The 22,599-nt window shown below is 66.3% G+C and carries 25 protein-coding genes and 2 pseudogenes; 12 read left to right on the forward strand and 15 right to left on the reverse strand.

The window, feature by feature from the left end; translation table 11 throughout:
• Nucleotides 1–10: 10 nt before the first annotated feature.
• Genes KF759_RS03885 through KF759_RS03900 form a run of 4 tightly spaced genes read right to left on the reverse strand, consistent with a single transcriptional unit; the run spans nt 11 to nt 3,558 of the window.
• Nucleotides 11–1,303, reverse strand: coding sequence for an FAD-dependent oxidoreductase (locus tag KF759_RS03885; RefSeq protein ID WP_291223084.1), 1,293 nt, complete (start codon nt 1,301–1,303; stop codon nt 11–13).
• Nucleotides 1,296–1,541, reverse strand: coding sequence for a 2Fe-2S iron-sulfur cluster-binding protein (locus KF759_RS03890; protein ID WP_291223085.1), 246 nt, complete (start codon nt 1,539–1,541; stop codon nt 1,296–1,298). The genes KF759_RS03885 and KF759_RS03890 overlap by 8 nt, the downstream gene beginning before the upstream one ends.
• Entirely contained in the window at nt 1,538–2,635 is a 1,098-nt protein-coding gene (locus KF759_RS03895) for an FAD-dependent oxidoreductase (protein WP_291223086.1), read from the reverse strand. The genes KF759_RS03890 and KF759_RS03895 overlap by 4 nt, the downstream gene beginning before the upstream one ends.
• Nucleotides 2,632–3,558 carry a proline racemase family protein gene (locus KF759_RS03900; RefSeq protein ID WP_291223087.1) on the reverse strand — a complete coding sequence of 309 codons (927 nt, stop codon included), beginning with the start codon at nt 3,556–3,558 and terminating at the stop codon, nt 2,632–2,634. Before KF759_RS03900 ends, KF759_RS03895 begins: the two co-directional genes overlap by 4 nt.
• 127 nt (nt 3,559–3,685) lie before the next feature.
• On the opposite strand from KF759_RS03900, the gene KF759_RS03905 reads away from it, so the two are divergent.
• On the forward strand, nt 3,686–4,009 hold the full coding sequence (locus KF759_RS03905; protein WP_291223088.1) for a hypothetical protein: 324 nt from the start codon (nt 3,686–3,688) through the stop codon (nt 4,007–4,009).
• A 6-nt stretch (nt 4,010–4,015) separates the two neighbouring features.
• Here KF759_RS03905 and KF759_RS03910 read toward each other — a convergent pair whose 3' ends face one another.
• On the reverse strand, nt 4,016–5,017 hold the full coding sequence (locus KF759_RS03910; RefSeq protein ID WP_291223089.1) for a polyprenyl synthetase family protein: 1,002 nt from the start codon (nt 5,015–5,017) through the stop codon (nt 4,016–4,018).
• Nucleotides 5,018–5,104: 87 nt separating this feature from the next.
• Here KF759_RS03910 and KF759_RS03915 point away from each other — a divergent pair, with 87 nt between their 5' ends.
• The 3 genes from KF759_RS03915 (at nt 5,105) to KF759_RS03925 (ending at nt 7,969) form a co-directional block, all read left to right on the forward strand.
• The gene (locus KF759_RS03915; RefSeq protein WP_291223090.1) at nt 5,105–5,683 is read left to right on the forward strand and encodes a mechanosensitive ion channel family protein; all 579 of its coding nucleotides are present in this window, start codon (nt 5,105–5,107) and stop codon (nt 5,681–5,683) included.
• A gap of 88 nt (nt 5,684–5,771) precedes the next feature.
• Nucleotides 5,772–6,296: a single-stranded DNA-binding protein gene (ssb, locus tag KF759_RS03920; RefSeq protein WP_291223091.1), complete on the forward strand. Its 525-nt coding sequence runs from the start codon at nt 5,772–5,774 to the stop codon at nt 6,294–6,296.
• Nucleotides 6,297–6,565: 269 nt separating this feature from the next.
• Nucleotides 6,566–7,969, forward strand: coding sequence for a choice-of-anchor Q domain-containing protein (locus KF759_RS03925; protein WP_291223092.1), 1,404 nt, complete (start codon nt 6,566–6,568; stop codon nt 7,967–7,969).
• A gap of 19 nt (nt 7,970–7,988) precedes the next feature.
• On the opposite strand, the gene KF759_RS03930 is transcribed toward KF759_RS03925, so the two are convergent.
• From KF759_RS03930 to KF759_RS03955, 6 genes are all read right to left on the reverse strand, one after another.
• A complete protein-coding gene (locus KF759_RS03930) occupies nt 7,989–8,339 on the reverse strand; it encodes a hypothetical protein (RefSeq protein ID WP_291223093.1) in 351 nt (116 codons plus the stop codon).
• A 98-nt stretch (nt 8,340–8,437) separates the two neighbouring features.
• Nucleotides 8,438–9,673: a dicarboxylate/amino acid:cation symporter gene (locus tag KF759_RS03935; RefSeq protein WP_291223094.1), complete on the reverse strand. Its 1,236-nt coding sequence runs from the start codon at nt 9,671–9,673 to the stop codon at nt 8,438–8,440.
• A 12-nt stretch (nt 9,674–9,685) separates the two neighbouring features.
• Entirely contained in the window at nt 9,686–10,480 is a 795-nt protein-coding gene (locus KF759_RS03940; protein WP_291223095.1) for a L,D-transpeptidase family protein, read from the reverse strand.
• Nucleotides 10,480–11,574: a dipeptide epimerase gene (locus KF759_RS03945; protein WP_291223096.1), complete on the reverse strand. Its 1,095-nt coding sequence runs from the start codon at nt 11,572–11,574 to the stop codon at nt 10,480–10,482. The genes KF759_RS03940 and KF759_RS03945 overlap by 1 nt, the downstream gene beginning before the upstream one ends.
• On the reverse strand, nt 11,571–13,022 hold the full coding sequence (locus tag KF759_RS03950) for an SH3 domain-containing protein (RefSeq protein WP_291223097.1): 1,452 nt from the start codon (nt 13,020–13,022) through the stop codon (nt 11,571–11,573). The genes KF759_RS03945 and KF759_RS03950 overlap by 4 nt, the downstream gene beginning before the upstream one ends.
• Nucleotides 13,019–14,170, reverse strand: a complete 1,152-nt coding sequence (locus tag KF759_RS03955; RefSeq protein ID WP_291223098.1) for a DUF819 family protein — start codon at nt 14,168–14,170, stop codon at nt 13,019–13,021. Before KF759_RS03955 ends, KF759_RS03950 begins: the two co-directional genes overlap by 4 nt.
• A 242-nt stretch (nt 14,171–14,412) precedes the next feature.
• Here KF759_RS03955 and rfbB point away from each other — a divergent pair, with 242 nt between their 5' ends.
• Together rfbB and KF759_RS03965 are read left to right on the forward strand one after the other, a co-directional pair.
• Nucleotides 14,413–15,465, forward strand: a complete 1,053-nt coding sequence (gene rfbB / locus KF759_RS03960) for a dTDP-glucose 4,6-dehydratase (RefSeq protein ID WP_291223099.1) — start codon at nt 14,413–14,415, stop codon at nt 15,463–15,465.
• Nucleotides 15,466–15,600: 135 nt separating this feature from the next.
• Nucleotides 15,601–15,762 (forward strand): annotated as a pseudogene (locus tag KF759_RS03965) (type I restriction-modification system subunit M N-terminal domain-containing protein); the annotation flags it as partial.
• Nucleotides 15,763–15,802: 40 nt separating this feature from the next.
• Here the strand turns inward: KF759_RS03965 and KF759_RS03970 are convergent.
• The 4 genes and pseudogenes from KF759_RS03970 to KF759_RS03985 form a co-directional block, all read right to left on the reverse strand.
• Nucleotides 15,803–16,078 (reverse strand): transposase, encoded by a 276-nt coding sequence (locus KF759_RS03970; RefSeq protein ID WP_291223119.1) that lies wholly within the window; start codon nt 16,076–16,078, stop codon nt 15,803–15,805.
• Nucleotides 16,018–16,176: pseudogene (locus KF759_RS03975) on the reverse strand (transposase); the annotation flags it as partial. The pseudogene KF759_RS03975 and the gene KF759_RS03970, both read right to left, overlap by 61 nt.
• Before the next feature lie 738 nt (nt 16,177–16,914).
• Entirely contained in the window at nt 16,915–17,130 is a 216-nt protein-coding gene (locus tag KF759_RS03980) for a hypothetical protein (protein ID WP_291223100.1), read from the reverse strand.
• Nucleotides 17,127–17,549: a PIN domain-containing protein gene (locus tag KF759_RS03985; RefSeq protein WP_291223101.1), complete on the reverse strand. Its 423-nt coding sequence runs from the start codon at nt 17,547–17,549 to the stop codon at nt 17,127–17,129. Before KF759_RS03985 ends, KF759_RS03980 begins: the two co-directional genes overlap by 4 nt.
• Before the next feature lie 268 nt (nt 17,550–17,817).
• Here KF759_RS03985 and KF759_RS03990 point away from each other — a divergent pair, with 268 nt between their 5' ends.
• The 6 genes from KF759_RS03990 to KF759_RS04015 form a co-directional block, all read left to right on the forward strand.
• Nucleotides 17,818–18,114 (forward strand): hypothetical protein, encoded by a 297-nt coding sequence (locus KF759_RS03990; RefSeq protein WP_345777415.1) that lies wholly within the window; start codon nt 17,818–17,820, stop codon nt 18,112–18,114.
• 62 nt (nt 18,115–18,176) lie between these two features.
• A complete protein-coding gene (locus tag KF759_RS03995) occupies nt 18,177–18,326 on the forward strand; it encodes a type I restriction enzyme endonuclease domain-containing protein (protein ID WP_291223102.1) in 150 nt (49 codons plus the stop codon).
• Nucleotides 18,327–18,397: 71 nt separating this feature from the next.
• On the forward strand, nt 18,398–19,285 hold the full coding sequence (gene rfbA, locus KF759_RS04000; protein ID WP_291223103.1) for a glucose-1-phosphate thymidylyltransferase RfbA: 888 nt from the start codon (nt 18,398–18,400) through the stop codon (nt 19,283–19,285).
• Nucleotides 19,282–19,839 carry a dTDP-4-dehydrorhamnose 3,5-epimerase gene (gene rfbC / locus KF759_RS04005; RefSeq protein ID WP_291223104.1) on the forward strand — a complete coding sequence of 186 codons (558 nt, stop codon included), beginning with the start codon at nt 19,282–19,284 and terminating at the stop codon, nt 19,837–19,839. Before rfbA ends, rfbC begins: the two co-directional genes overlap by 4 nt.
• A gap of 499 nt (nt 19,840–20,338) precedes the next feature.
• On the forward strand, nt 20,339–21,364 hold the full coding sequence (locus KF759_RS04010) for an alpha-lytic protease prodomain-containing protein (protein ID WP_291223105.1): 1,026 nt from the start codon (nt 20,339–20,341) through the stop codon (nt 21,362–21,364).
• Between the two features lie 394 nt (nt 21,365–21,758).
• Nucleotides 21,759–22,599 (forward strand): hypothetical protein (locus tag KF759_RS04015; RefSeq protein WP_291223106.1); only part of this gene is annotated, 841 nt, incomplete at its 3' end.

Genomic DNA, 22,599 nt, shown 5'->3' on the forward strand with positions numbered 1-22,599 from the left:
CTTGAAGTGATCAAGTGGCAAGGGAAGCTGCGATGCCGTCGGCGGGCGCGAGCGCGAGGGTTTCCAGACGCGCGGGAAACAGCGGCGGACGTGCGGCAATGCCAGCCGCGCGTCCCAGTTCGGCCAGTGCGGTTGCGCAGATGCGCCCTTGGCATGGGCCCATGCCGCAGCGCGTGGCGAGCTTGGCGCCGCGCGCATCGACGTGCGCGTCGAGCGCACCCAGGGTCACGTCCTCGCAGCGACACACCAGGGTGTCGGGCTGCGCCAGCGCGCGCACGCGCTGGTCGATCGCGAAGGTCTCGCGCAACTGGCGCGCAAACGCACGCGCCTGCGCGCGCCGTCGCTGCAACGAGGCGATGCCGGTTCTCGCGCCGGTTGCAGCGAGGCCGGCGATTGCGCCTTCGATCAGGGCACTGTCGCGTCCGCCAATGCCGCAGACTTCGCCCGCGGCATACACCCCCGGCACGCTGGTGTGCTGGCGCGCGTCAACGCGCACGCGCTGCTGCGCGCCCTCGGCTTCGAGCTGACAGCCGAGCATGCAAGCGAGCTCGACATTCGGCGCGAGGCCGAAGCCGACCGCGAGCTGATCGCAGGCAATGCGCCGCTGTCCGCGGGGTCCGCTCACTTCGATCTCGCGCAAAGCGTCCTCGCCTTGTGCGGCGGTGACCACGCTGCCGAAGTGGTAAGGCACGCCGGCGAGCTGCGCACGCAATACGGCGGCTTGCATCACGCGTGCGGGCCAACGCCACAGGCCGCGCGTGAAGCGCAGCATCGCCGCGCGATCGGCCTGTTCGAATACGGCGAGCACGCGCGCGCCATGGCGACGCGCGGTTGCCGCCGCGGCGAGCAGCAGCGGGCCGCTGCCGGCGACCACCACGCGCTTGCCCGCGAGCGGCCAGCCTTGCTTGGCAAGCGCCTGCAGGCCGCCCGCGCCGGTGACACCGGGCAGGGTCCAGCCGGGGAACGGCAGCAACACTTCGCGTGCGCCGGTGGCGAGCACGAGCGCGCCGTACTTGAGCCAGCGCGCGCTGCGCGGATCCTCGACCAGCAAGCGACCGGGTTCGGCGCCGACCACGCGGGTCTGCGGCAGCCAGTCGATCTTGATGTGTTCGAGCGTGGCCTGCATGCAGCGACGCGCGAATGCGGGTGCGCTGAAGCGCACATCGTGGCGCCAGACCTGTCCGCCCGGCAATGCCTGCGCATCGACGAGGCCGACGCGTGCACCGTGCCGTGCCGCCGCATGTGCGGCCGTCAAGCCAGCCGGCCCGCTGCCGATCACCAGCACGTCATAGCGCTCAGCCATCGGTACGCACCTGCATGCCTGCGCGCGCGATCAACATGCAGGCCTGTTGTTGGGGCACGCCATCGATTTCGACGCGACATTCGAAACACACGCCCATGCCGCACAGGGCCGCGCGCGCTTCACCGCTGCGCGAGCGGCGGAACCGTGATCCGGCCCGCGCCACCGCGGCGGCCACGCTGGCACCGGCCACGACCTCGACCGGCTTGCCGTTGACGATCACGCAGATGCACGTGCTCATGCCGCTGCTCGCATCGGGTCGTAGGGCCGCGCATCGATTGCGGGCGTGCGCGCGAGCAGTTGGTCGACCAGAAGACGCGCGGTGCCCGGCGCGGTGGTGACGCCCAGTCCCTCATGACCCGCCGCGACCCAGATGCCGCGGCGCTGGGCGACGCGACCGATGTAGGGCAGGCCGTCGATGCTGGCCGGGCGCAGGCCGGCCCAGGCGCGCAGCGCCTTGAGCTGACGCAGGCTCGGCAGGAACTGGAATGCACAGCGCAGCATGCGTCGCAGCATCGGCAACGAGATTTCGCTGTCGCTGACGCCGTACTCGCGCGATGAGCCAACCAGCAACTGGCCCGTCGGACGCGGCTGCACATTGCAGGCGACGCTGTCGGACTGGCCGTGTGCGCTGTCGGTGTAGCCCATGTGCACGAGTTGGTGATGCAGCATGTTCGGATAGCGCTCGGTGATCAGCAGATGGCCCTTGCGCAGATGGATCAGCAGTTCGGGCAACAACGCCTGCAAGGCGCCGCCGGTGGCGATCAGCACATTGCCGAGCAGGCGCTGACCGTCATCGAGCGTGACCGCATGCTCGCCCAGTGCAATCGCGCGGGCATGGATCAGGGTCGCGCGGCGCCGGCAGGCTCGCTCGACGAGGCGGCGCGCCATGACCGGCGGATAGACGACCGCTTCATCGGGCACCAGCACGCCGCCGGCAAGACCTGGTGACAGCGCGGGTTCGAGTTCGCGCAACTGCGCCGCGTCGACGGCTTCGGCCACGGCGCCCGCTGCGCGCAGGCGCGCGAGCTTGTCGGGAATGCGTGCGAGCTCGTGTTCGTCGCGGGCAAACCAGAGCGTGCCGCAGCGGCTGAATTCGCCGCCGGGCAAATCACGCAGGTCTTCCCACAGGCCGAGCGAATAGCGAGCCAAGGCGAGCTCGGCCGGCAGGCCATCGACGGCGACGAGGTGACCCATGCCGGCCGCGGTGACGCCGGCGCCGATTGCGCCCGACTCGACGATTGCGACCTTGAGTCCCTCGGCACTGGCAACGTCCGCGCAGGCAGCGCCGATGATGCCGGCGCCGACCACGATCAGATCGTAACTGTGCGTCATGTCGCCACGCCCCAGGTGAGCGCATCCCGACCGTCGATGAAGAGACTGCCTGCGGCGGTGATGTAGGCCGTGCCGACGATGCGCGGCAGCACGCCGAGCTGTCCGGGTTGGTAGCTGCCCTCGAACACGCTGCCGAGGACGCCGGCCTGACGCCAGATCGCGCCCGGTGCGAGCTTGCCGTCGGCCGCCAGACAAGCCAGCTTGGCACTGGTGCCGGTGCCACAGGGCGAGCGGTCGTAGGCGCCGCCGGGACACAGCACGAAATTGCGCGCATCGATGTCGTCGCGGTCGGCCGCGCCAGTGATTTCGATGTGATCGATATCGGCTCCGACCGGCGCACGCTCGAGCGCGGCGCGGATCGCCAGCGCGTAGTCGGTGAGCGCACGCCAGTTCGCCAGCGCGATGGGCTGTGGACAGTCGCTGGTGACGAAGAACCAGTTGCCGCCCCAGGCCACGTCGCCCCGCACGCTGCCGTAGCCGGGCACGTCCAGCGTGATGCCGGCGGCGAGGCGATAGCTTTCGACGTTGTCGACCGCGATGCGGCCGTCGTCGAGGAGTTCGGTCCACACCGGGCCCACCGGTGTTTCCAGCAGATGGCGCCCGGGCGCGATGCGGCCCAGGTGCTGCAAGGTGCGCACCACGCCGATCGTGCCGTGGCCGCACATGCCCAGATAACCGACATTGTTGAAGAAGATCACACCGGTGCAGGCGCGGGCATCGACCGGATCGAGCAGCAAGGCGCCGACCAGGGTGTCCGAACCGCGCGGTTCGAGCACGGCTGCGCGGCGCCAGTGGTCGTGTTGCGTGCGCAGGCGGTCGAGGCGCTCGGCCATGCTGCCGTTGCCGAGATCGGGAAAGCCGGTGGTGATGACGCGGGTCGGTTCGCCGCCGGTGTGGGAGTCGATGAAGTCGATGGTCTGCATGGCGGGCATGCTCGTGGGTCGCAGCATCCACGGTCTAGAATCGCTTGCACTGCATCGACGGTGAAAATTGCACAATCGGCCTGAATGCAGCGTCGCCTTGATGCATCGTGCGGGACGGAGGCAGGCAATGAACGTGATCAGCCGAATACGTGGGCCGATCGTGATGGCGGCAATCGTGTGCATGGCAGCGCTTGCTGCCTGCGGCGAGGCTTCGGCACCGGCCACGCCGGTTGCGCAGCACGCCGGCGCGCAAGCCGATGCGGCGATCGAATGTGGTGGCAAACCCGGCTGGCAGCGTGCGCGTGCGATCACGCCCGACGTGGTGCCACCGTGTTTTTCAGGCAGTGGCGGGATTTGCGCCGAGGGTTTCGGCTACGTGCGCAGCAGCGGCTGGTGTCGGCCGCTCGACGGCAAGGCGCAGGCTGCGGCCAAGACGCAGGAACGGAAGTGACGCGCGTCAGCGGCTGCGGTCGATCGCGTAATCGGCAAGCAGCGCGAGTGCATCGCGCGCCGGCGAGGCCGGCAAGGCGCGCAGCGCCGTGCGCGCCGAGTCGGCATAGCCATGCGCATGGGCGCGCGAGGCGGCGAGTGCGTCAGTGGCGTGGATTGCCGCAAGCACTTCGGGCAGGGCGTCGCGGCCTCCGTTCTGCACCGCCTGCTTGAGCAAGGCTGCCTGCGCCGCGGAACTGCGCTCGATGGCGAGGATCAGCGGCAGGGTCGGTTTGCCTTCGGCGAGATCGTCGCCGATGTTCTTGCCGAGCGTGTCGGCGTCGGAAGCGTAATCGAGCACGTCGTCGGCGATCTGGAACGCGAAGCCGAGGTCGAGGCCAAAGCGTGCGAGCGCGTCTTCCTGCTCGCGTGGCAGACCAGCAAGCACCGCGCCCAGCCGCGTGGCCGCCGCGAACAGTACCGCGGTCTTGCGTTCGATCACCTCGAGATAGGCGTGCTGCGTGGTGTCGGGATTGCCGATGTTGAGCAGTTGCAGCACCTCGCCTTCGGCGATGCGGTTGGTGGTGTCGGCAAGGATGCGCATGATGCGCATGCTGTCGAGCTCGACCATCATCTGGAACGAGCGCGAGTAGAGGAAATCGCCGACCAGCACGCTGGCGGCATTGCCCCACATCGCGTTGGCGGTCTTGCGGCCGCGGCGCAGGTCGGATTCGTCGACCACGTCGTCATGCAGCAGGGTCGAGGTGTGGATGAATTCGATCACCGCCGCGAGTTGCGCATGCTGGTGGCCGGTGTAACCCGCGGCTCGTGCGGCGAGCACGTGCAACATCGGTCGCAGGCGCTTGCCACCACCGCCGATAATGTGCTCGGCAATCTGGTTGATGAGCACGACATCCGAAGCCAGGCGGCTGCGGATCAGGGCGTCGACCGCGGCCATGTCGGCCATCGCCAGTTGCTGCACGTCGGCGAAGCTCGCGATGGAGACAGAGGCTTGCGGCAGGGCGGACATGCAAATAGCCGGCGGTTCGGTTGGGGCGCAAGTATAGCGGGCGCGGTTGCTAGAATCGGGCTTCCGTGACGCAAGGACCCGGTGCCGATGAAGCAATACCTGCCTGTCTGGCTGCAGCCCTCGTTCGATGGGCTCACCGTCGTCGCGCTGGTCGTGCTGGTGCTGCTGGTGGCCTGGCTGGCGCGCGCCGTGGTGCGCGGCATCGCCCGCCGCATGCGCGCGCGCTACCAGTTCTCCGAGCAGATGATTGCGGTGCCGTTGCGCGTGGCCGGTGCGGCGATCAACCTCGCCGCGCTGTTCGCGATCCTGCAGATCCTCGGGGTGTCGAGCACGGTGCTGTGGACAGCCTTCACCGGCTTCGCCGCGGTCGGCGCGATCGCGTTTTTCGCCGGCTGGAGCGTGCTGTCGAACCTGTTCTGCACCCTGTTGATCGTGGTGATGCGACCGTTTCGCCTGCACGATCGTATCGAGCTGCTCGAAGGCGGTGACAAGCCCGGTGTCAAGGGCGAAGTGGTCGACATCAACATGGTCTACACCAGCCTGCTGGAGGCCGACGGCAGCACCCTGCAGGTGCCCAACGTGCTGTTCTTCCAGCGCATCACGCGGCGCTGGCCGCTGCCCGATGATGCGCGCGCCCGGCTGACACCCGGTGACGGCAACGGCTGACACGCGCGCGCGTCAGCGGCCGACACCGCGCATGCAGCGGCATGCGATACTGCGTGCCGTTTCCATCCGCAGCATGGCAGAGGCTTCCATGGCACGTGGCATCAACAAGGTCATCCTCGTCGGCAATCTCGGCGCCGATCCCGAAACGCGCTACACGACGGGTGGCGGTGCAGTCACCAACATCCGTCTGGCGACCTCCGAGCAGTGGCGCGACAAGCAGACCGGCGAGAACCAGGAACGCACCGAGTGGCACCGCGTGGTGCTGTTCGGCAAGCTCGGCGAGATCGCCGGCGAATACCTCAAGAAGGGTCGGCAGGTCTATATCGAAGGATCGCTGCGCACCAACAAGTACACCGACAAGGAAGGCATCGAACGCTACACCACCGACATCGTTGCCAACGAGATGCAGATGCTCGGCGGCGGTGGTGGCGAAGGCCGTGGTGGTGGTGGCGGCGATGAAGGCGGCTACTCGCGTGGCGGTGGCGGCGGTGGTGGTTATGGCCGCGGCGAACGCGGCAACGCACCCGCGCGCTCGGCGGCGCAAGATGCGCCGTCACGCCAGGCGCCGCCTGCGGCCGACAATTTCGTCGACGACGACGAGATTCCGTTCTAGCGCAACACTTGTCAGGCGGTCCTGCCGTCACCATCGAATCCTGCCTGCGGCGCGCGGCGCGCGCCGCAGGCAGACTGGCGAATTCGCGCGAATGCACATGAAGACGACGCGCGCCAACGCACGCCATCGCGGCGCGCGATCCGCTGTCGCGGGGATGGCCGTTTCTGGGTGATCAATGCGCTTCCCCGCGCCGGAAATCCGGCCGCCGTCACGTTCGCCCGCTTGACGCTATGCTGCAATCAGCGTCCATCGTCCATTCGGGGGCTGCCATGCTGCGCCGCACATGCCTGTTTTCGTGTCTGCTCTTCGCTTCCCTTGCGCAGGCAGCCACCTTCCACATCGATCCGGTGGTCGGCAGTGATGGCGGCGACGGCAGCGCCGCCAATCCGTGGCGTTCGCTTTCGACCGTGCTCGACTCGGGGCTGATCGAGACACGCGACTGGCCGGACTATCCCTACGCGCCGGGCATGCAACTGCAGGTCGTCCATGCCGGTGCACCCGTGCGCGCGGGCGATACCCTGCTGCTGCACACGGGCTATTACGGCGACGTCACGATTGCCCACGCCTACAACACGACAGCGATCACGATTGCGGCCGCGCCCGGTGCGCAGGCGCGTTTGCGCAGCCTGCTGGTGCGTTCTGCTCAGAACTGGATCGTGCGCGGCCTTGCGGTGAGTCCATCGTTCGGGCCGGCGTCCGATCCCGACACCATCGTCGAGGTGCAGAACCACAACTGGTTCGGACCGAGCTGGGACATCGAACTCGATGATCTGGATATCTACTCGATCGATGACGCGTCCGCGTGGGGGCCGATCGAGTGGGTCGATCAGGCCTGGAGCGGCGTCGGCATCGGTGCCGACCGCGTGAACCTGCACGACAGTCGCGTCCGCAACGTGCGCTTCGGCATCGCCGTCGATGGCGCCGATGCGGTGATTCGGCGCAACCTCGTCGATGGCTTCTCCGCCGACGGCCTGCGCGGTTTGGGCGATCGCGGCCTGTTCGAATACAACCGCGTGCAGAACAACCTGATCGACGACGAGTTCGACGCCAACCACGACGATGGCTTCCAGAGCTGGTCAGTCGGGCCCGGCGGGGTTGGCACCGGCGAGGTGGTTGGCGTGACCCTGCGCGGCAACGTGTTCATCAATGCCACCAATCCGGCGAATCCGCTGCGCAGCTCGATGCAGGGCATCGGCTGTTTCGACGGCTTCTTTCGCGGTTGGGTGGTCGAGAACAACGTGATTGTCACCGACCACTGGCACGGCATCAGCTTCTACGGCATGCGTGACTCGCGCATCGTCAACAACAGCGTGATCGATCTCGTCGAAGGCGCGCCCGGCGCGCCGTGGATCATGGTGCATGCACACAAGGATGGCCGGCCGAGCGAGGCCGTCGTGGTGCGCAACAATCTGTCGGCGGACTTTTCGCTCGATGGCAACGCCCTCGTGGTCGACCACAACTTCGAGTTCAGCGATGCCGCAGCCTTGTTCGTGGCGCCGCCTTTCGATCTGCATCTGCGCGCAGGCGCGAGCGCGATCGATGCCGGCAGCGCGGTACTCGCGCCCGCGGTGGATGTCGAAGGAGTGCCACGACCGCAGGGCGCGGGCTTCGATCTGGGTGCCTACGAATGGCGCGGCGACGCGATCTTCAGCGACGACTTCGAGGCATCCTGAGCGCGCGCAGGATGCGCGCCTATTCGCTGCGTCCGTGCTCGAGGTGAAAGCGGTGAAGGAAGCGATGCACGATCGGTGCGAACACGATCGCGGTGATCGCGAGCACGGCGATGCCGCAGTAGAGCGCATAGCCGCCGGCGAACAGCTTGCCGCAGGTCGTGCGCACTGGATCGACCGGGCACATGCCGCCAAGCAGCATCGCGGCGTTGAGGAAGGCATCGAGCCAATTGAAACCTTCACAGGCGCGGTAGCCGATCATGCCGATCAGCAGGGAGGCGCCGACCACGCCCGCACCGAGCAGGGCCGAGCGGATGAGGCGGCCGAGCAAGGCGCGCCGTGGCAGCAGGGGGTCCTTGAAATGTTCGTACATGCTCGACCTCGTGACGGCTCCTGCGGATGATGGATCGGCAAGGCTGACGAAATCCTGTTTGCCGCCAGCGGCTGGCGCGGATTGTGCGCGCGGGCGACTCAGGGGTCACGTTCGGCGCGGCGCGCGACGAGCGTGGATGCAGCGAGATCGGCGCTGACATTGCCGATCGTCGCGAACAGATCGGGAATCGTGTCGACCGCGAGCAAGAGGCCGAGCGGCGCCACCGGCAAGCCCATCGCCGAGGTCACCGGCAGGGTCGTCGCCATGAAACTGACCTGGCCGGGCAGGCCGACCGCGCCGAGGCTGATCACCACCGCGAGCGCGGCGCCGACGGCGAGCTGCGCAGCGGAAACGTCGATCCCGTAGATCCAGGCCACGAACAGCGCCGAGCCGATGTACTGCATCGGACTGGTGATGCGAAACAGCGAGGCCGCCAGCGGCAGCACCAGTGCGGCAATCGCGTTGGGCTGGCCCAGTCGCGTGGTCGCCGATTCGAGCATCGCCGGCAAGGACGCGAGTGAGGATTGCGTGCTCGCGGCGACGACTTGTGCGGGCACGATGCCGCTGGCAAAGCGGCGCAGCGGGATGCCGCCAAACAGCATCACGGTTGGATACAGCAGGGCGGTGGCGAGCAGATACATCGTGCATTGCATCGCGATGTAACCGCCGAGCGCGCCGATCACGCCGTGGCCCGCGCGTGCGCAGACCGCGAGCACGAGCGCGAACACGCCCAGCGGCGCAACCCACAGCACGCCGCGCACGATCACGATCATGGTGTCGGCGAGCGCCTGGAACAGTTCGATCAGGCGCGCGCGGCGCGTGGCCTCGATGCGCGTGAGCGCAAAGCCGAAACACAGCGCGAACACCACCAGCGGCAACATCGCCGCCTGCGCCGCGGCGGCGATCGCATTGCTCGGCACGATGCTCGCGAGCCAGTCACCGAAATTCGGCGCAGCCGCCACGGTCGTCGCCGTGGGTATCGCCGCGCGCAGCGCCTCGACGGTGGCTGGGTCGCGCGGCAGCAGGGCGAGCAGCAGCGGCGCCAACAGCGCCATCAAGGCCGCGCCGGCACTGAGCAGGGCCGCGAACACGAACAGCGCGCGGCGTGCGGTGCGTCCCGATGCAGCCGCTTCGCTGGCGGCGCCGACACCGACGATGACGAGGGCGAGCACCAGCGGCACCACGGTCATCTGCAAGGCGTTGAGCCAGAGCCGTCCGATCGGCTGCACGAGGTCTGCTGCGCGCGTCGCCAGTGCAGGATCGAACCATGCCAAGGCCAGACCGACGAGGGCGCCGAGGATGAGTCCAAGCAGGATGCGGGCGGTCGATGACATGGCGGCGTCGGCTCAAGGCGGGTCTTGCGGCGTGGATTCGGGCAGGTTCCAGATGCGATGCAGGCGCTGGTACTCGAGACGTGGCAACAACACGAACACCGGCGCAGCCTCGGGTTGGAGCCAGCCGAGCAAGGCGTTCATCGCTGCGTTCGACATCGCGGTACAACCCGCGGTCGGCTCGCCCGGCGTGCGCCACAGATGCAGGAAGATGCAGCTTCCTGCGCCCTGCTCGTGCTGCGGATTGTCATCCACGACCACGCCAAGCATGTAGCGCGGATCGCCATGCAGATGCAGGTCGCGTCGCATCGGTTCGGACGAACCGGCCACCGCCGCGCTGCCGACGGTGCGTGCATCGACGATGCGGTCGTACCAGGGCGAGCCGACCACGTCGATGCACCAGTGATCGGCGCTCATCGGCGCATACGGCCACGCCGAGTGCAGTGCAGCGGCGGCGCCAAAGGCGGTGCCCAGCGCGAACACGCCGGCCGGACTGCGGCCATCACCCTCGCGCTTCTGCAAGCCGGGCTGTGGCGGATGCAGGCCGATGCCCCAGGCCGTGCCCTTGCGTCCGATGCTGACTGGACTCGCTTCGCCCTGCGCCTGCCAGCCGCTGGCACCACGTTCGAAGGCCTGCATGCTTGCCTGCGCAGCATTCCAGTCGGGAGTGATCACGAGGATCATCTGCCGCGACTGCGCCCACGGCAGCGGCTTGCGCACGGGCGCGTGGCAGGCCGCGATCAAGGCCAGAATCAGCAGCGTCGCAATGCGTGCGGGCGTGCTCGAGCGGGAAACGCAAAACCTGCGCATCAGGCGATCTCCTCGAGTCCGGCGATGGCGCGGATCCCCAGCCCCGGACCGTCGCCGATCGTGATGCGTGGGCCATCGAAGCGTGTGCCGCCGTCGATCGGATCACGGCTGCACAGCGAAGGCGCGTCGAGGTCGATGCGCGTGATCGTGCGCGCATGGGCGGCCGCGATGTGGGCCGCGGCGGTGACTGCGATGCCGCTTTCGAGCATGCAGCCAAGCATGCATTCGATGCCATGCAAGGCGGCGATGTCGATGATGCGCAGCGTGTTGCCGATCCCGCCTGCCTTCATCAATTTCACGTTGATGATGCGTGCCGCACGTCGCTCGATCAGGGCGAGCGCCGCGCGCGCATCGAATGCGCTCTCATCGGCCATCAGCGGCACCTGCACGCGCTCGGCGATGTGGCACATGCCCTCGATGTCGGCCGCGGGCACCGGCTGTTCAATGAGGTCGATCTGCACCCCCGCGTGTCCGAGTGCCTGCATCACCTGAACGGTTTGCGCCGCGGTCCAGCCCTGATTGGCATCGAGTCGCAGCGCGGCGCGACCGGCCACCACGCGATCGATCGCGCAGACGCGTTCGATGTCGGCGTCCACCTGCTTGCCGACCTTGATCTTGAGCGCGCTGAAGCCGCGCGCGAGTGCGCGGCGTGCTTCTTCCACCATCGTCTCGACGCTGCCTAGACTGATCGTGAGGCTGGTTTCGAGCCGCGGCGTTCCGCCTCCGAGGAGTTGATACAGCGGCGCCTGATGCAGCTGGCCCCAAAGGTCGTGCAGCGCGATATCGACTGCCGCCTTGGCGCTGCCGTTGCCGGGCAGGGCGGTGTCGATGAGCGCGCCGAGATGATTGCGTTGGGCGACCTCGACACCAATCAGGCGCGGCGCGATGTGGTCGCGAATCGCGGCGATGAGCGTGGCATGCGTCTCGCCGGTGATCGCCGCGGTCGGCGGCGCCGAGCCATAGCCGATCGCGCCGCTGTCGGTGTGCATCCTCACCACGATGTCATCGACTTCATCGACGCTGCGCAGTGCGGTGCGAAACGGCGTGCGCAGCGGCACGCGCAGGCGGCGCAGTTCGATCGCGGTGATCTTCATCGCGGTAGTCTGTTCGCGGGAACGTCGGCGTCGCCCGGCACGTCGGCAGCGATGCGCACGATCGCGGTCATCACATCGACCCAGGGCTCACCCTTGCCCGTGCGCAACGGTGCCAGCGGCGTCACCACCACGCCATTGGCCGTTTGCTGCAACAAGCGCCCCGTGCCATCGGTGTAGGCAAAGCCGGTGGTGTCATGAATCACCCACGGCAAGCCGTCGAGCTGGCCGATCACCAGCATCACGTGACCGGGCAGATAGACGAGATCACCCACGCGCGCCGCGCGCAGCGCGGCGATGCGCGCGGCGTGATCGTCGCCCGCGCCGAACACGCGCTTGCGCAAGACCGGACTCGCGGCCTGATCGCCGGTATTGCGTGGCAGCTTGAGCCCGAAGCTGCGGTAGACCTCGCTGACGAAGCCCGAGCAGTCGCGCGCGCCATCGGCATGGCCCCAGCCATAGCGCTCGCCGAGAAACTTGAAGGCCTGACGCAGCACGTTCGCTTGCGTCAGCGGCAGGTAATCGCTGCTGCTGTCGGCGCTGCGTGGCAACAATGCGGGCGCGAACATGAGGCGACCATCGGCACGCCGCCACGGCAGTTCGAGCACATGACTGCCGAGCGCGCCCTGACCATGGATGATGCTGCGCGGGGTTTCGTTGCGTGCGAGCGGCAGGCGCAGTCCCATGTCGAGCTGCAAGCGCGACAACGGCGCTTGCTCGGGCGTCGAGGCTGTTTGCGTGGTTGCCGCGGTGATGATCCGGAAGGGCGTGGCCTGGGCATAGCCGAACACTTCGTCGGCGCTGCCGATCGCCACCGCTGCGTGTTCGATCCACGCCGCGTAGGTCTCGCTGATGACGAAAGCCCATTGTCCATCGCGGCTGGCATGCGCGAGCACCACCGCATCGCCGGGAAACAAGGCACTTTCCTGCAATCGATCGAGTTTGAATGGATCGTCGGCACGGTAGGCAAACTGGTGGCTCGGCAGTCGACGCAGTGCTGCGCGGTGCACCACGAGGCCGTAGCGCATCGGATTGGTCGCGGCGATCGCATCGAGGTTGCGATTGGCGAGGATCGCCGCAAAGGTCGGGCTCGAAATCGGCGCGCCGCGCAGATCCATCAGAGGGCCTTGCGGCGCCGCGCCCAAGGCCTTGATCCAACGAATCACCTGATCGCGCGTGAGCTGCGCGGGCAGGGCGCGCAGATCGTGCATGCTCGGATCGCCCGCGATCATCGCGGCATTCTGCGCATCGATCGCGGCGCGATCGAGCATCAAGTGATCGGCTTGAGTGAGTCGGGCGATCCAGAAGTCGGGCGCGAGCTCGGCGTCATCGATCTCGAGTGCGGCGTGCGCGACGCTGCGTTGCTGCGCATCAGCCGGCAAGGTCGCCGTGGTGAACACGAGCGCGAACGCGAGGACGCCGCCGATGCACATTCGCCGCACGATCTTCATCCCGTCGCCAGGCGCGACAGCAACGCCGCGACGCCAAGGCCGACGCCGGTACCCAGAATGTAGCCCAACAGCGCCAGCAGGATGCCGACCGGCACCAGTGCGCGGGCGTAGCTTGCGGCGAGGATCGGCGTCGCGGCGACGCCGCCGACGTGGGCGAGCGAGGCGATCCCGCACAGGTGCAGGTCGAAATGGAACAGCCGCGCGGCGAGCACCAGCAGACTGCCGTGCAGGGTGAGGATCGTGAGCCCACACAGCAGATACAGCGGCGCCTGCGCGATGCCATCGAAGTTGCTCTGCGAGGCGAGCACCGCAACCACCGCGACGAGCAGGGCGTTCGCTGTGGCGCTGGCGCCGGCCATGCGTGCGAGTGGGGTGTGGGCAACGATCAGTCCCGCAGCCGTGGCCAGCAGGATCGTCCAGGTATTCACGCCGAACAGGCCCGCCGCGGGCAAGTGCGCAGCGAGTTCGCCGCAGGCGAAAGCGCTCGCCAGCGCAAGCCCAAGCCACAGCAACACCGCATCGGGGGTCACGGCCCTGCTTTCCGGCTGCGTGACCACGAGACCCTCGGAACTCGCGCGTGCGCCGGTCCAGCGGTTGAAGGCCGGGGCGAGGCGACCGATCGAGAACAGCAGGGCAAACCACATCGAGTAGCACAGCGCATCGGCGAGCATGGACATCGCCAGCAGGGAGTCGGGCATGCCGATCGCCTGCTTGACCGCGATCAGGTTGGCGGTGCCGCCGACCCAACTGCCCGACAGTGCGGCCAGTGGTTGCCAAGCGTCGGCCGGCAACCAGGGGCGGTAGAGCAGGAAGGTGGCGATGAACGCGATCACGATCGTGAGCGTGGTGACGAAGAACACCGCGAGCACACGCGGGCCGAGCGCGGCGATCGCGCGCAGATCGCAATGGATCATCAGCAGGAACACCAACGCCGGCACCAGATGCCGCACCAGCATCGACTGCGCCACGGCGATCTCGCCCTCAACCCGCCACAGTCCGGCGGCGGCGAGTGCGGTCACGCACAGATAGGTCCACACAATCGGCGGCAGCCAGTTGAACAATCGCCAGCGCAGGCGGCGCTCGAGCGCGGGGAAAATGCCTGCGCACAACAGCATCAGGGCCAGATACGGCCACATGCTGCGAATCATGTGCGGAGGGGCCGTGCTGCGCTGGTCAGGCGGCGCAATGGGCGGGCAAGGCCTGGCGGGGTCCCGGGTGCTCCCGTCACGCGCAAACTCCCCTGAATGCCAAGAATCGGCAGTGTATGCGAAGGTGCCGAGCGTGCGCATCGAAGGAATCGGCGGAAAAGCAGATGGCCTGCCCTTTTGAGTGGGTCCGCCGGCTAAAATGCACACCTGCTTGATTCGGCCCGCAGGTCTTGCCACCCACCATGAAAACCCTGCTCGTTACCGGCGGCGCCGGCTTCATCGGCGGCAATTTCGTGCTCGACGCGCTTGGCCGCGGCGGCGTGCGCATTGTCAACCTCGATGCGCTCACCTACGCCGGCAACCGCGACACGCTGGCGAGCGTGGAGGATCGCGCCGAGCATGTGTTCGTGCATGGCGACATCGGCGATGCCGCCTTGGTGCGGCGCCTGTTGGCCGAGCACCGCCCCGATGCGGTGGTGAACTTCGCCGCCGAGTCGCATGTGGATCGCTCGATCGACGGCCCCGCCGCGTTCGTGCAGACCAACGTGGTCGGCACCCTGAGCCTGCTCGAAGCCACGCTCGCCTATTGGCGTGAATTGCCGCTCGAACGCCAGGACGGCTTTCGCTTCCTGCATGTCTCCACCGACGAGGTGTATGGCTCGCTCGGCCCGCTCGGGCGTTTCACCGAGGACACGGCGTATGCGCCCAATTCGCCCTATTCGGCCTCCAAGGCCGCTTCCGATCATCTGGTGCGCGCCTTCCACCACACCTACGGCCTGCCCACGCTCACGACCAACTGCTCGAACAACTACGGGCCGTATCAGTTTCCGGAAAAACTCATTCCGCTGGTCATCCAGAAGGCGCTCGCGGGGCAACCGCTGCCGGTCTACGGCGATGGCCGCAACGTGCGCGACTGGCTGTTCGTCGGCGATCACGTCGCGGCGATCCGCCGCGTGCTCGACATCGGCCGCGTCGGCGAGGTCTACAACGTCGGCGGCGATGCCGAGCGCGAGAACATCCACGTGGTCAAGACGATCTGCGCCCTGCTCGACGAACGCGGCCCGCTCGCCGATGGCCGCAAGCGCGAGTCGCTGATCACCTACGTCAAGGACCGCCCCGGCCACGACCGCCGCTATGCGATCGACGCCGGCAAGATCAAACGCGACCTCGGCTGGCGCCAGACCGAGAGTTTCGAAAGCGGCCTCGCGAAAACGGTCGACTGGTACCTGGCCAATCAAGCCTGGGTCACGCGCGTGCTCGACGGCAGTTACCGCATGGAGCGGCTGGGCGCCTGACCCGAATTTCTGCGCGGGCGCGTGCCAAGGGGCAGGCGCCGCCGCCGGCCTTGCGCCCCATCTGCCGTGCGGGCCGTGCAAGACTTGCAGGCTCGCGCCCGGCGATCGGCCGGCATTGCACAGGGGAATGGATCGATGGCCTCGACCAACAAGAGCGACAACGGCAATGGGGCTGTTTCCAGACAAGGCCAGCTCGGTTTTGAAGCCGAGTTGTTCAAGGCCGCCGACAAGCTGCGCGGCAATATGGAGCCGTCCGACTACAAGCACGTCGCGCTCGGGCTGATCTTCCTCAAGTACTGAACCTGCCCCTCGCAGCGAGCGCCATAAAGCAGGGGAATCAAGCGGCGTAGCGCTGGCCTTTGATGTAGCTGCGGTCCTTGCGGTGCAGGCGCTTGTACTCGTCCCGCCGCACCTGATCGAGCGCATCGGACAGGTGGCGCAGGATATGGAACTTGTCGAACACGATGTCGGCATTGGGCGCGTTCTTGCCCACCCAATTGCGGAACGGCCACCACATGTCCATGATCGCCAATTCGATGCTTTTGTTTTCGGCCCCAGATCGGCGAAGAACTGGTCGATATCTGCTTCGGTGCGGCCGCTGCCGCCGAACCAGATCGGCCGGCCACGGTCCAGGTCGCTGACCACCACGCGGTAGTCATGATCCTTGTGGATGGCAATCTCGTCGATGCCAATGGCGCGCGGCGCGGGCATCCCGGCGCGTCGGACCTGCTGGACAAATCCTTGACCGTGCTGTCGGGCAGCCGCTCCAGTTCGGCCACACCGCCTTGTTGGTCATGCTCCGGCACAGCTGACCCACATGCAAGGCAAAGCGCTCGGTGTAGCGCGGGTTCTTCGCCAACCAGTCCAGCCGCTCTACATGCACGCCGCCGCACCCGGGGCAGTGGACGCGCCAGCGCTCGAAGTCCACATGTAGCACCCGACCCGCCACCCGCAAATCGCGAGCAAGGCAAAGCGCTTGTCGTAGCGCTTGCGGCAGCGATGGCCACAATTCGAGCACACGGCCGTTTTTTTCAGCACCGCAGGGTCACGATCCGTGCCTTGGGATCGCCGAACACCCCCTTGAGCGTCACCGTCGCCGCGAAGCCAGGAAAGCAGAACAACTCGCGCAGGCTACGGCCTGTCTTCATCTGGAAACCCCGGTCACAAAGTCAAAGCAGGAATCGGCCGTGCTCCCGCAGTCGGAAGATGGCCTGATTACAGGGGTTCTGGCAACTGATGGCGGCCCGGACCACCCACACGAATCCGCGATGAGCCGATTTTTGGTTCCGTGCGATCCTGTTGCGCAACTCGCAAAGTATCAGTCCGGTCAAGCTCGCTCGTGCGCTTGGACGCACGCTGCGTCTCGCCGGTGTTTGGAGTGATTCGATACGCTTTCTCTCGGGAATCCGCCCCGGAAGAATGAATCCACCGCCTTCTTCGTTCGCCTGATCAGGTTCGTGCCTTTTCCAGCAAGGCCAGTCCACGTGACTGCCGCCCCGCACCGCGCTGTGCGCGCAGCAGAAAATGGGCCTCGGCATCGGCTTGCGCCAGCAACAGGGTGGCCATTTCGTCGATCAACTTGTTAACGCTGGTGCTGCGACGGCGCGACAGGGCCTTGAGCCGCTGATACTTGTCGTCGGCCATGCGGATGGTCAGGGCGCTCATGTTGTGTTCTCCTTCAAGAATTGTTCGGGCGTGACGGCACGCATTTGATCAAACACCAGTTGGGCGCGCCGCAGATCGCGCAGATTGCGGCTTACGATGCGACTGGCGCTGCCAGCCACTGCCAACTCCACCAGGTGATTGTCACTTTCGTCGACCAGATTGGGTCGCCAGCCAAAATAGATCGGCGTCCATCGACAACAGGCCAGAAAGATGTCCAACAACTCATTGCGCTCGCCCGCATCGAGCCGGGCTTTGGCGAACAACGTGCGGCGCGCCAAGACATCCTCGTACTCGGCCAGCAAAGTTGTTCCCATCAGTGGCGTATGAATCCCGCGCAAGCACTCGGCTACAACCACGCTAGATGCCCCCATGCCGAGGCAGGCACCGACGAACACGTTGGTATCGAGGACGATCAGCATGCGATCACGGTAGCATATATGCCACCATTTTGCGTGTCGATGATGGACGCGAAAGTCGCTGCGTTGATGTGGCAAGCGCAGTGGGGCCCAAGGCCCGCGCTGCGCCACGTCCTCACCCTGACCGAAGCCCTCGGCCGCTACGAAGAGCGCATCACCGCCGCCACCTACAACGCGCACGGCAAGCTACGACGCCCTGCAGCGTCCCACCCAGATCAAGTCCCAAGCCATCGGCGCGGGCACCCAGGCCGCGCCAAGCGGCGACCTCATCATGGACTACCGCTACCAATACGACGCTGCCGGCAACATCACCCAGCGCAGCACCGAAGACGGCGACTACTTCTACGGCTACGACCCCCTCGACCGCCACACCGGCGCCACCCCGCCAGCCGCCTTGCAGCAAAGCCCAACCCGGCCAGACGGCCTGCCGGTAGAGCAATACACCTACGACAACGTCCACAACCGCAAGACCAGCGCCCACCAGCCCGGCGCCTGGCGCTACAACGAAAACAACGAGCTCAGCGCCTACGGCATCGGCGCCGACGCACAAACCTACCGATACGACTGACCTGCCCGCCGATTCTCGGACCGATTGAAAGTTGAGAGGATGGCTCCCGCACGCGGGCGCGGATGCGGGTGCTGGTCAAGCGCATCCTGCGCAAGTACGGCTATCCGCCGGATCTGCAGGATGCGGCGGTGCAGACGGTGTTGCAGCAGGCCGAGGCCTTGTCGGCAAGCTGGCTTCCCGCGGACGCGGGGCTGGCGTGGGCCGGCGCCTGAGCGTGTCCGCGCACATGACCGGCTAGAATGCGCGCTCCCGTCGCTGACCCCGACTGCAAGGAGTGGTGTTGATGACAACCCGGCGCGGCATCATTCTCGCAGGCGGCTCCGGCACGCGGCTGTATCCGGTCACGCAGGCGGTGAGCAAGCAACTGCTGCCGGTGTACGACAAGCCGATGATCTTCTATCCGCTGTCCACGCTCATGCTGGCTGGCATCCGCGAGGTGCTCATCATCAACACGCCGCACGAGCAGGCGCTGTTCCAGCGGCTCTTGGGCGATGGTTCGCAGTGGGGCATCGACATTCACTATGCCGTGCAGCCCTCGCCCGACGGGCTCGCGCAGGCCTTCCTGATCGGCCGCGACTTCGTCGGCGGCAAGCCCAGTTGCCTCGTGCTCGGCGACAACATCTTTCACGGCCATGGCCTGACCGAACAACTCGCGCGCGCGGATGCACGCACGCAAGGCGCGACCGTGTTCGGCTACTGGGTGCGCGATCCCGAGCGCTACGGCGTGGCGCAGTTCGACGCTTCCGGCCGCGTGATCGGGCTGGAGGAAAAGCCTGCGCAGCCGCGCTCGAACTGGGCGGTGACGGGCCTGTATTTCTACGACGGCGATGTGTGCGACCATGCCGCCGCGCTCAAGCCTTCGGCGCGTGGCGAGCTGGAGATCACCGATCTCAATCGCCGCTATCTCGATGCGGGCGCGCTCATGCTCGAAAAGCTCGGCCGCGGTTATGCCTGGCTGGACACCGGCACGCATGAGTCGCTCGTCGAGGCGTCCAACTTCGTCGCCACGATCGAGAACCGCCAGGGCCTCAAGGTGTGCTGTCCCGAGGAAATCGCCTACCAGCAGGGCTGGATCGATGCCGAGCAGGTGCTCAAGCTCGCCGCGCCGCTGGCCAAGAACAGCTACGGACAATACCTGCAACATCTGGTGCGGCAGGGACGCGCGCCGTGAAGATCATCAAGACACCATTGCCGGGATGCCTGGTGATCGAGCCGGTCGTGCATGGCGATGCGCGCGGATTTTTCTACGAGAGCTTCCACGCCGAAAAGTTTGCTCAGGCCGGCCTGGAATTGAAGTTCGTGCAGACCAACGTGTCGCGCTCGGCGCAGGGCGTGCTGCGCGGTCTGCATTACCAGTGGCCGCATCCGCAGGGCAAGCTCGTGAGCGTGCTCGAAGGCGAGGTCTACGACGTCGCGGTCGACATCCGCCGGGGTTCGCCGACCTTCGGGCAATGGGCCGCGGCGGTGCTGTCGGCCGACAACAAGCGTCATTTCTGGGTGCCCGAGGGTTTCGCCCACGGTTTCGCCGTGCTGTCCGAACAGGCCAGCTTCGTCTACCAGTGCACCGCGCTGTACGACCGCGAGGCCGACGCGGGCATTCGCTGGAACGATGCGCAGATCGGCGTGGACTGGCCGCTCGCGCAGCCTTCGTTGTCGGACAAGGACCAGCGTGCGCCGTTTCTCGCCGACGTGCCGCCCGAACGACTGCCGGTACATGCGCCGTGAAATCGCACGACCCCGCCTTTCGTGCGTCATCTTCCGGGGTCCTTGCGGCCATTCCGGCGCAGGCCGAGACCATCGTGCTTTCCGGCGAGCGCGAACCTGATGTCCTGGCGCTCGTTGATTCTCCTGCCGGCTGTTGGGGGCGATGATTGGAGCCGTATCTCCACGGTGCGTCTCTCGCTTGACCGGCGGCTGATCCATGTTTGTGGAGAGCTTGTGGCGTCAAGGGGTGGATGTGCTGCGTAACCGCCGCCCCGCTCGCGTCGAAAGCGGCCGTGCGTGTCAGCCTGCCGCGTGGCCGCGCGAGCTGGATTGTCGTGGGTCGATTGTGTTAACTGGGTCTCGAAATATCATCCCGATCGAGTAGATTGTGGAATTCGGTGCCGCTGCAGCGTCCCGGGAATGACGCATTGCCGCGCACCGTCGGGGTTCGTTCGGATCGGAACGGATTCCTGCGGGTCGGACCGGCGCCGGAATCAGATGACAACCGGGGAGAAGTGCAATGAACCGGAAAGCAGCAACACTGTTGGCATCATTTTTTGGAATGGCAGCGACGTCGTACTCGATCGCGGCACGAAGTTCCGAAACATCGCAACAGTACGATCCGAAGGTTCTGGCTCAGGTCGCAACCTTCTACGGCATCAGCGAGAAGGCCGCGATCGTGCGCCTGGACAAGGAGTACGAAGCCTCGGTGCAGGCTCGACGTATCGAGGAGCTTCAGCTGCCGGGTTACGCGGGCCTGTGGTTCGATGCGCTGACGCTGGCGCTGCATGTGGCCGTGAGCCGCGACGCGGACGTCGAGGCAGTCGAAGAACTGGGCGCCACCCCCGTGCGGGTCGCCCATGCCTTGACCGAACTCGATCGTGCTCGCGAGAACCTGACGGACGCCATGGATTCCGCCCTTGGCGCCGGCGTCGTGCGCGAGTCCTACGTGGACTTTCAGGCGAATGGTCTTGTCGTCGGAGTTACCGCTGAAAGCATGGCGCAGGCTTCGGAGTTCCTCAGGGCGCATCCGGATTTCGGCGTGCCGGTGCAACTTGTGTCCGCGCGGGAAGATGTCGACTTTTCGTCCAATCTCTACGGCGCTGATGGAACGAGAAACCACACTTGGGAGGTCGTTTACGGCGGCTCTCAACCTTGCTCGGTAGGCGCGTCCGCCGAAAGGGTTAGTGGGTCGAGCTACACGGCCGGCTACGTGACGGCCGGGCATTGCAATTCGGTGGACAGGTCCACTGGAGTCGGCGACATCATCTATACCAGCGGCGGCACGAGCCTCGGACAGGCGGTCTGGTCCTCGCTCGATATTGGCCCGCCCTACAAGGTTTACAACAATGAGGATGGCGCTTGGGTTCAGACCAATGCTGGCTGGACGCCACAGCCCAAGATCAATGGCTATTCGAGTGGAACCCTGAATGTCAGCGCAACCTGGGCGGGCACACTCGAAGCGCCGATTGGGACGACCGCTTGCCGATACGGCGGAACCTCTGGCGGCCCGCATTTTCGGTGCTTGGTGCAGTCGCCATGTTGACTTCGCATGGGCGATCCGCTCCGACGTTTTCCGTCATGACCTGTCCGGACCCGGGGAGCGCCAGCGGCCATTTCATTTGCATCCTCGACAGCTACGACTCGCAGGGAGAGCCAGTCATATCGTGGTCGACGAGCACTGGCAAGACCTCCACCACGAGTATCGTGAGCGGAAGTTGCGTGCCGGGACAGCCGATGAGTGCCACCCTGACGCTTTCCAATCTATATGGCGCAGCCACATCGACCAAGTCGTTCTCATGCCCGATGGGCCCGCCCCTGTAAGACCCAAGGTGCAGAAGCCAAAGCGGTCTTTTTCTTCTTCCCCTGCGAAGCGGGGAAGGGAAAGCCAGGACTTCCTGCAGTGCCGTGGATTGAGCCGGGGGCTTGTGAGAAATGCAATGAACTTCAAAATGACAGGGCTGCTGGCACTGTTCCTTGGAATGACGGCGGCCTCGTACTCAGTCACGGTACGAAGCTCCAAAACAACGCCCCAATTCCAGCGGACGGCATCGCAGCGGCCGGTGCGCCCCTTTGGGACGCCCAGGCTCACCGATTTGTACAGCGTGACGTGGGAAGAAATTCCCATGCCCGATAGCACACCATTGGACCCACACGTCATCACGGCTGATTCGATCACCAATGACGGCACGATCGCGGGGAGAGGCACCGGCGCCTTGGTGCTTTGGCATCCGGATACACAAGCGTGGGAAGAAGTGCCAAAGCACCACAATGCGTTGCCCATGCTCATTTCACCCGATGGCGCGTCGGTCGTCACCACCGATGCTTCACAGTCGCCGGAGCCGACAAAAATCCTGGCGTGGAACCGCGCGAGCGGCTGGCAGGCGCTGACCGGGCGCACTGTGACCCAGTCGCAAGCCTACAATGTATCGAGGAATTTCCGCTTCGTCGTGGGCGCCGGCAACAACATTGGCGAAACGGCCCAAGCTTGGGTCTGGGCTCTCGACGGAGGCATCCAGCAGATGTTGCCAAACCCCGAGTGGAGTGGTGGCGCGGGCGCGTTGGCGGTTTCCGATGACGGAAACGTGGCCGTCGGCGTTGCGATACGCGCGCCACTGCCAGGTGAAATCTGGCCGAACCGTCTTGCCGTTCGTTGGGTAAATGGCGGGCCTCCGGCCATGCTGCGCGCTCCCGACGGAAGTGAGCTGAGTGCGGCAGTTGCGTGCAACGCCGATTGCAGCATGGTCTTTGGATCCAACGGCTGGTTTCTGAAGAACAACG

Source organism: Dokdonella sp., from assembly GCF_019634815.1.
Classification (GTDB): domain Bacteria; phylum Pseudomonadota; class Gammaproteobacteria; order Xanthomonadales; family Rhodanobacteraceae; genus Dokdonella_A.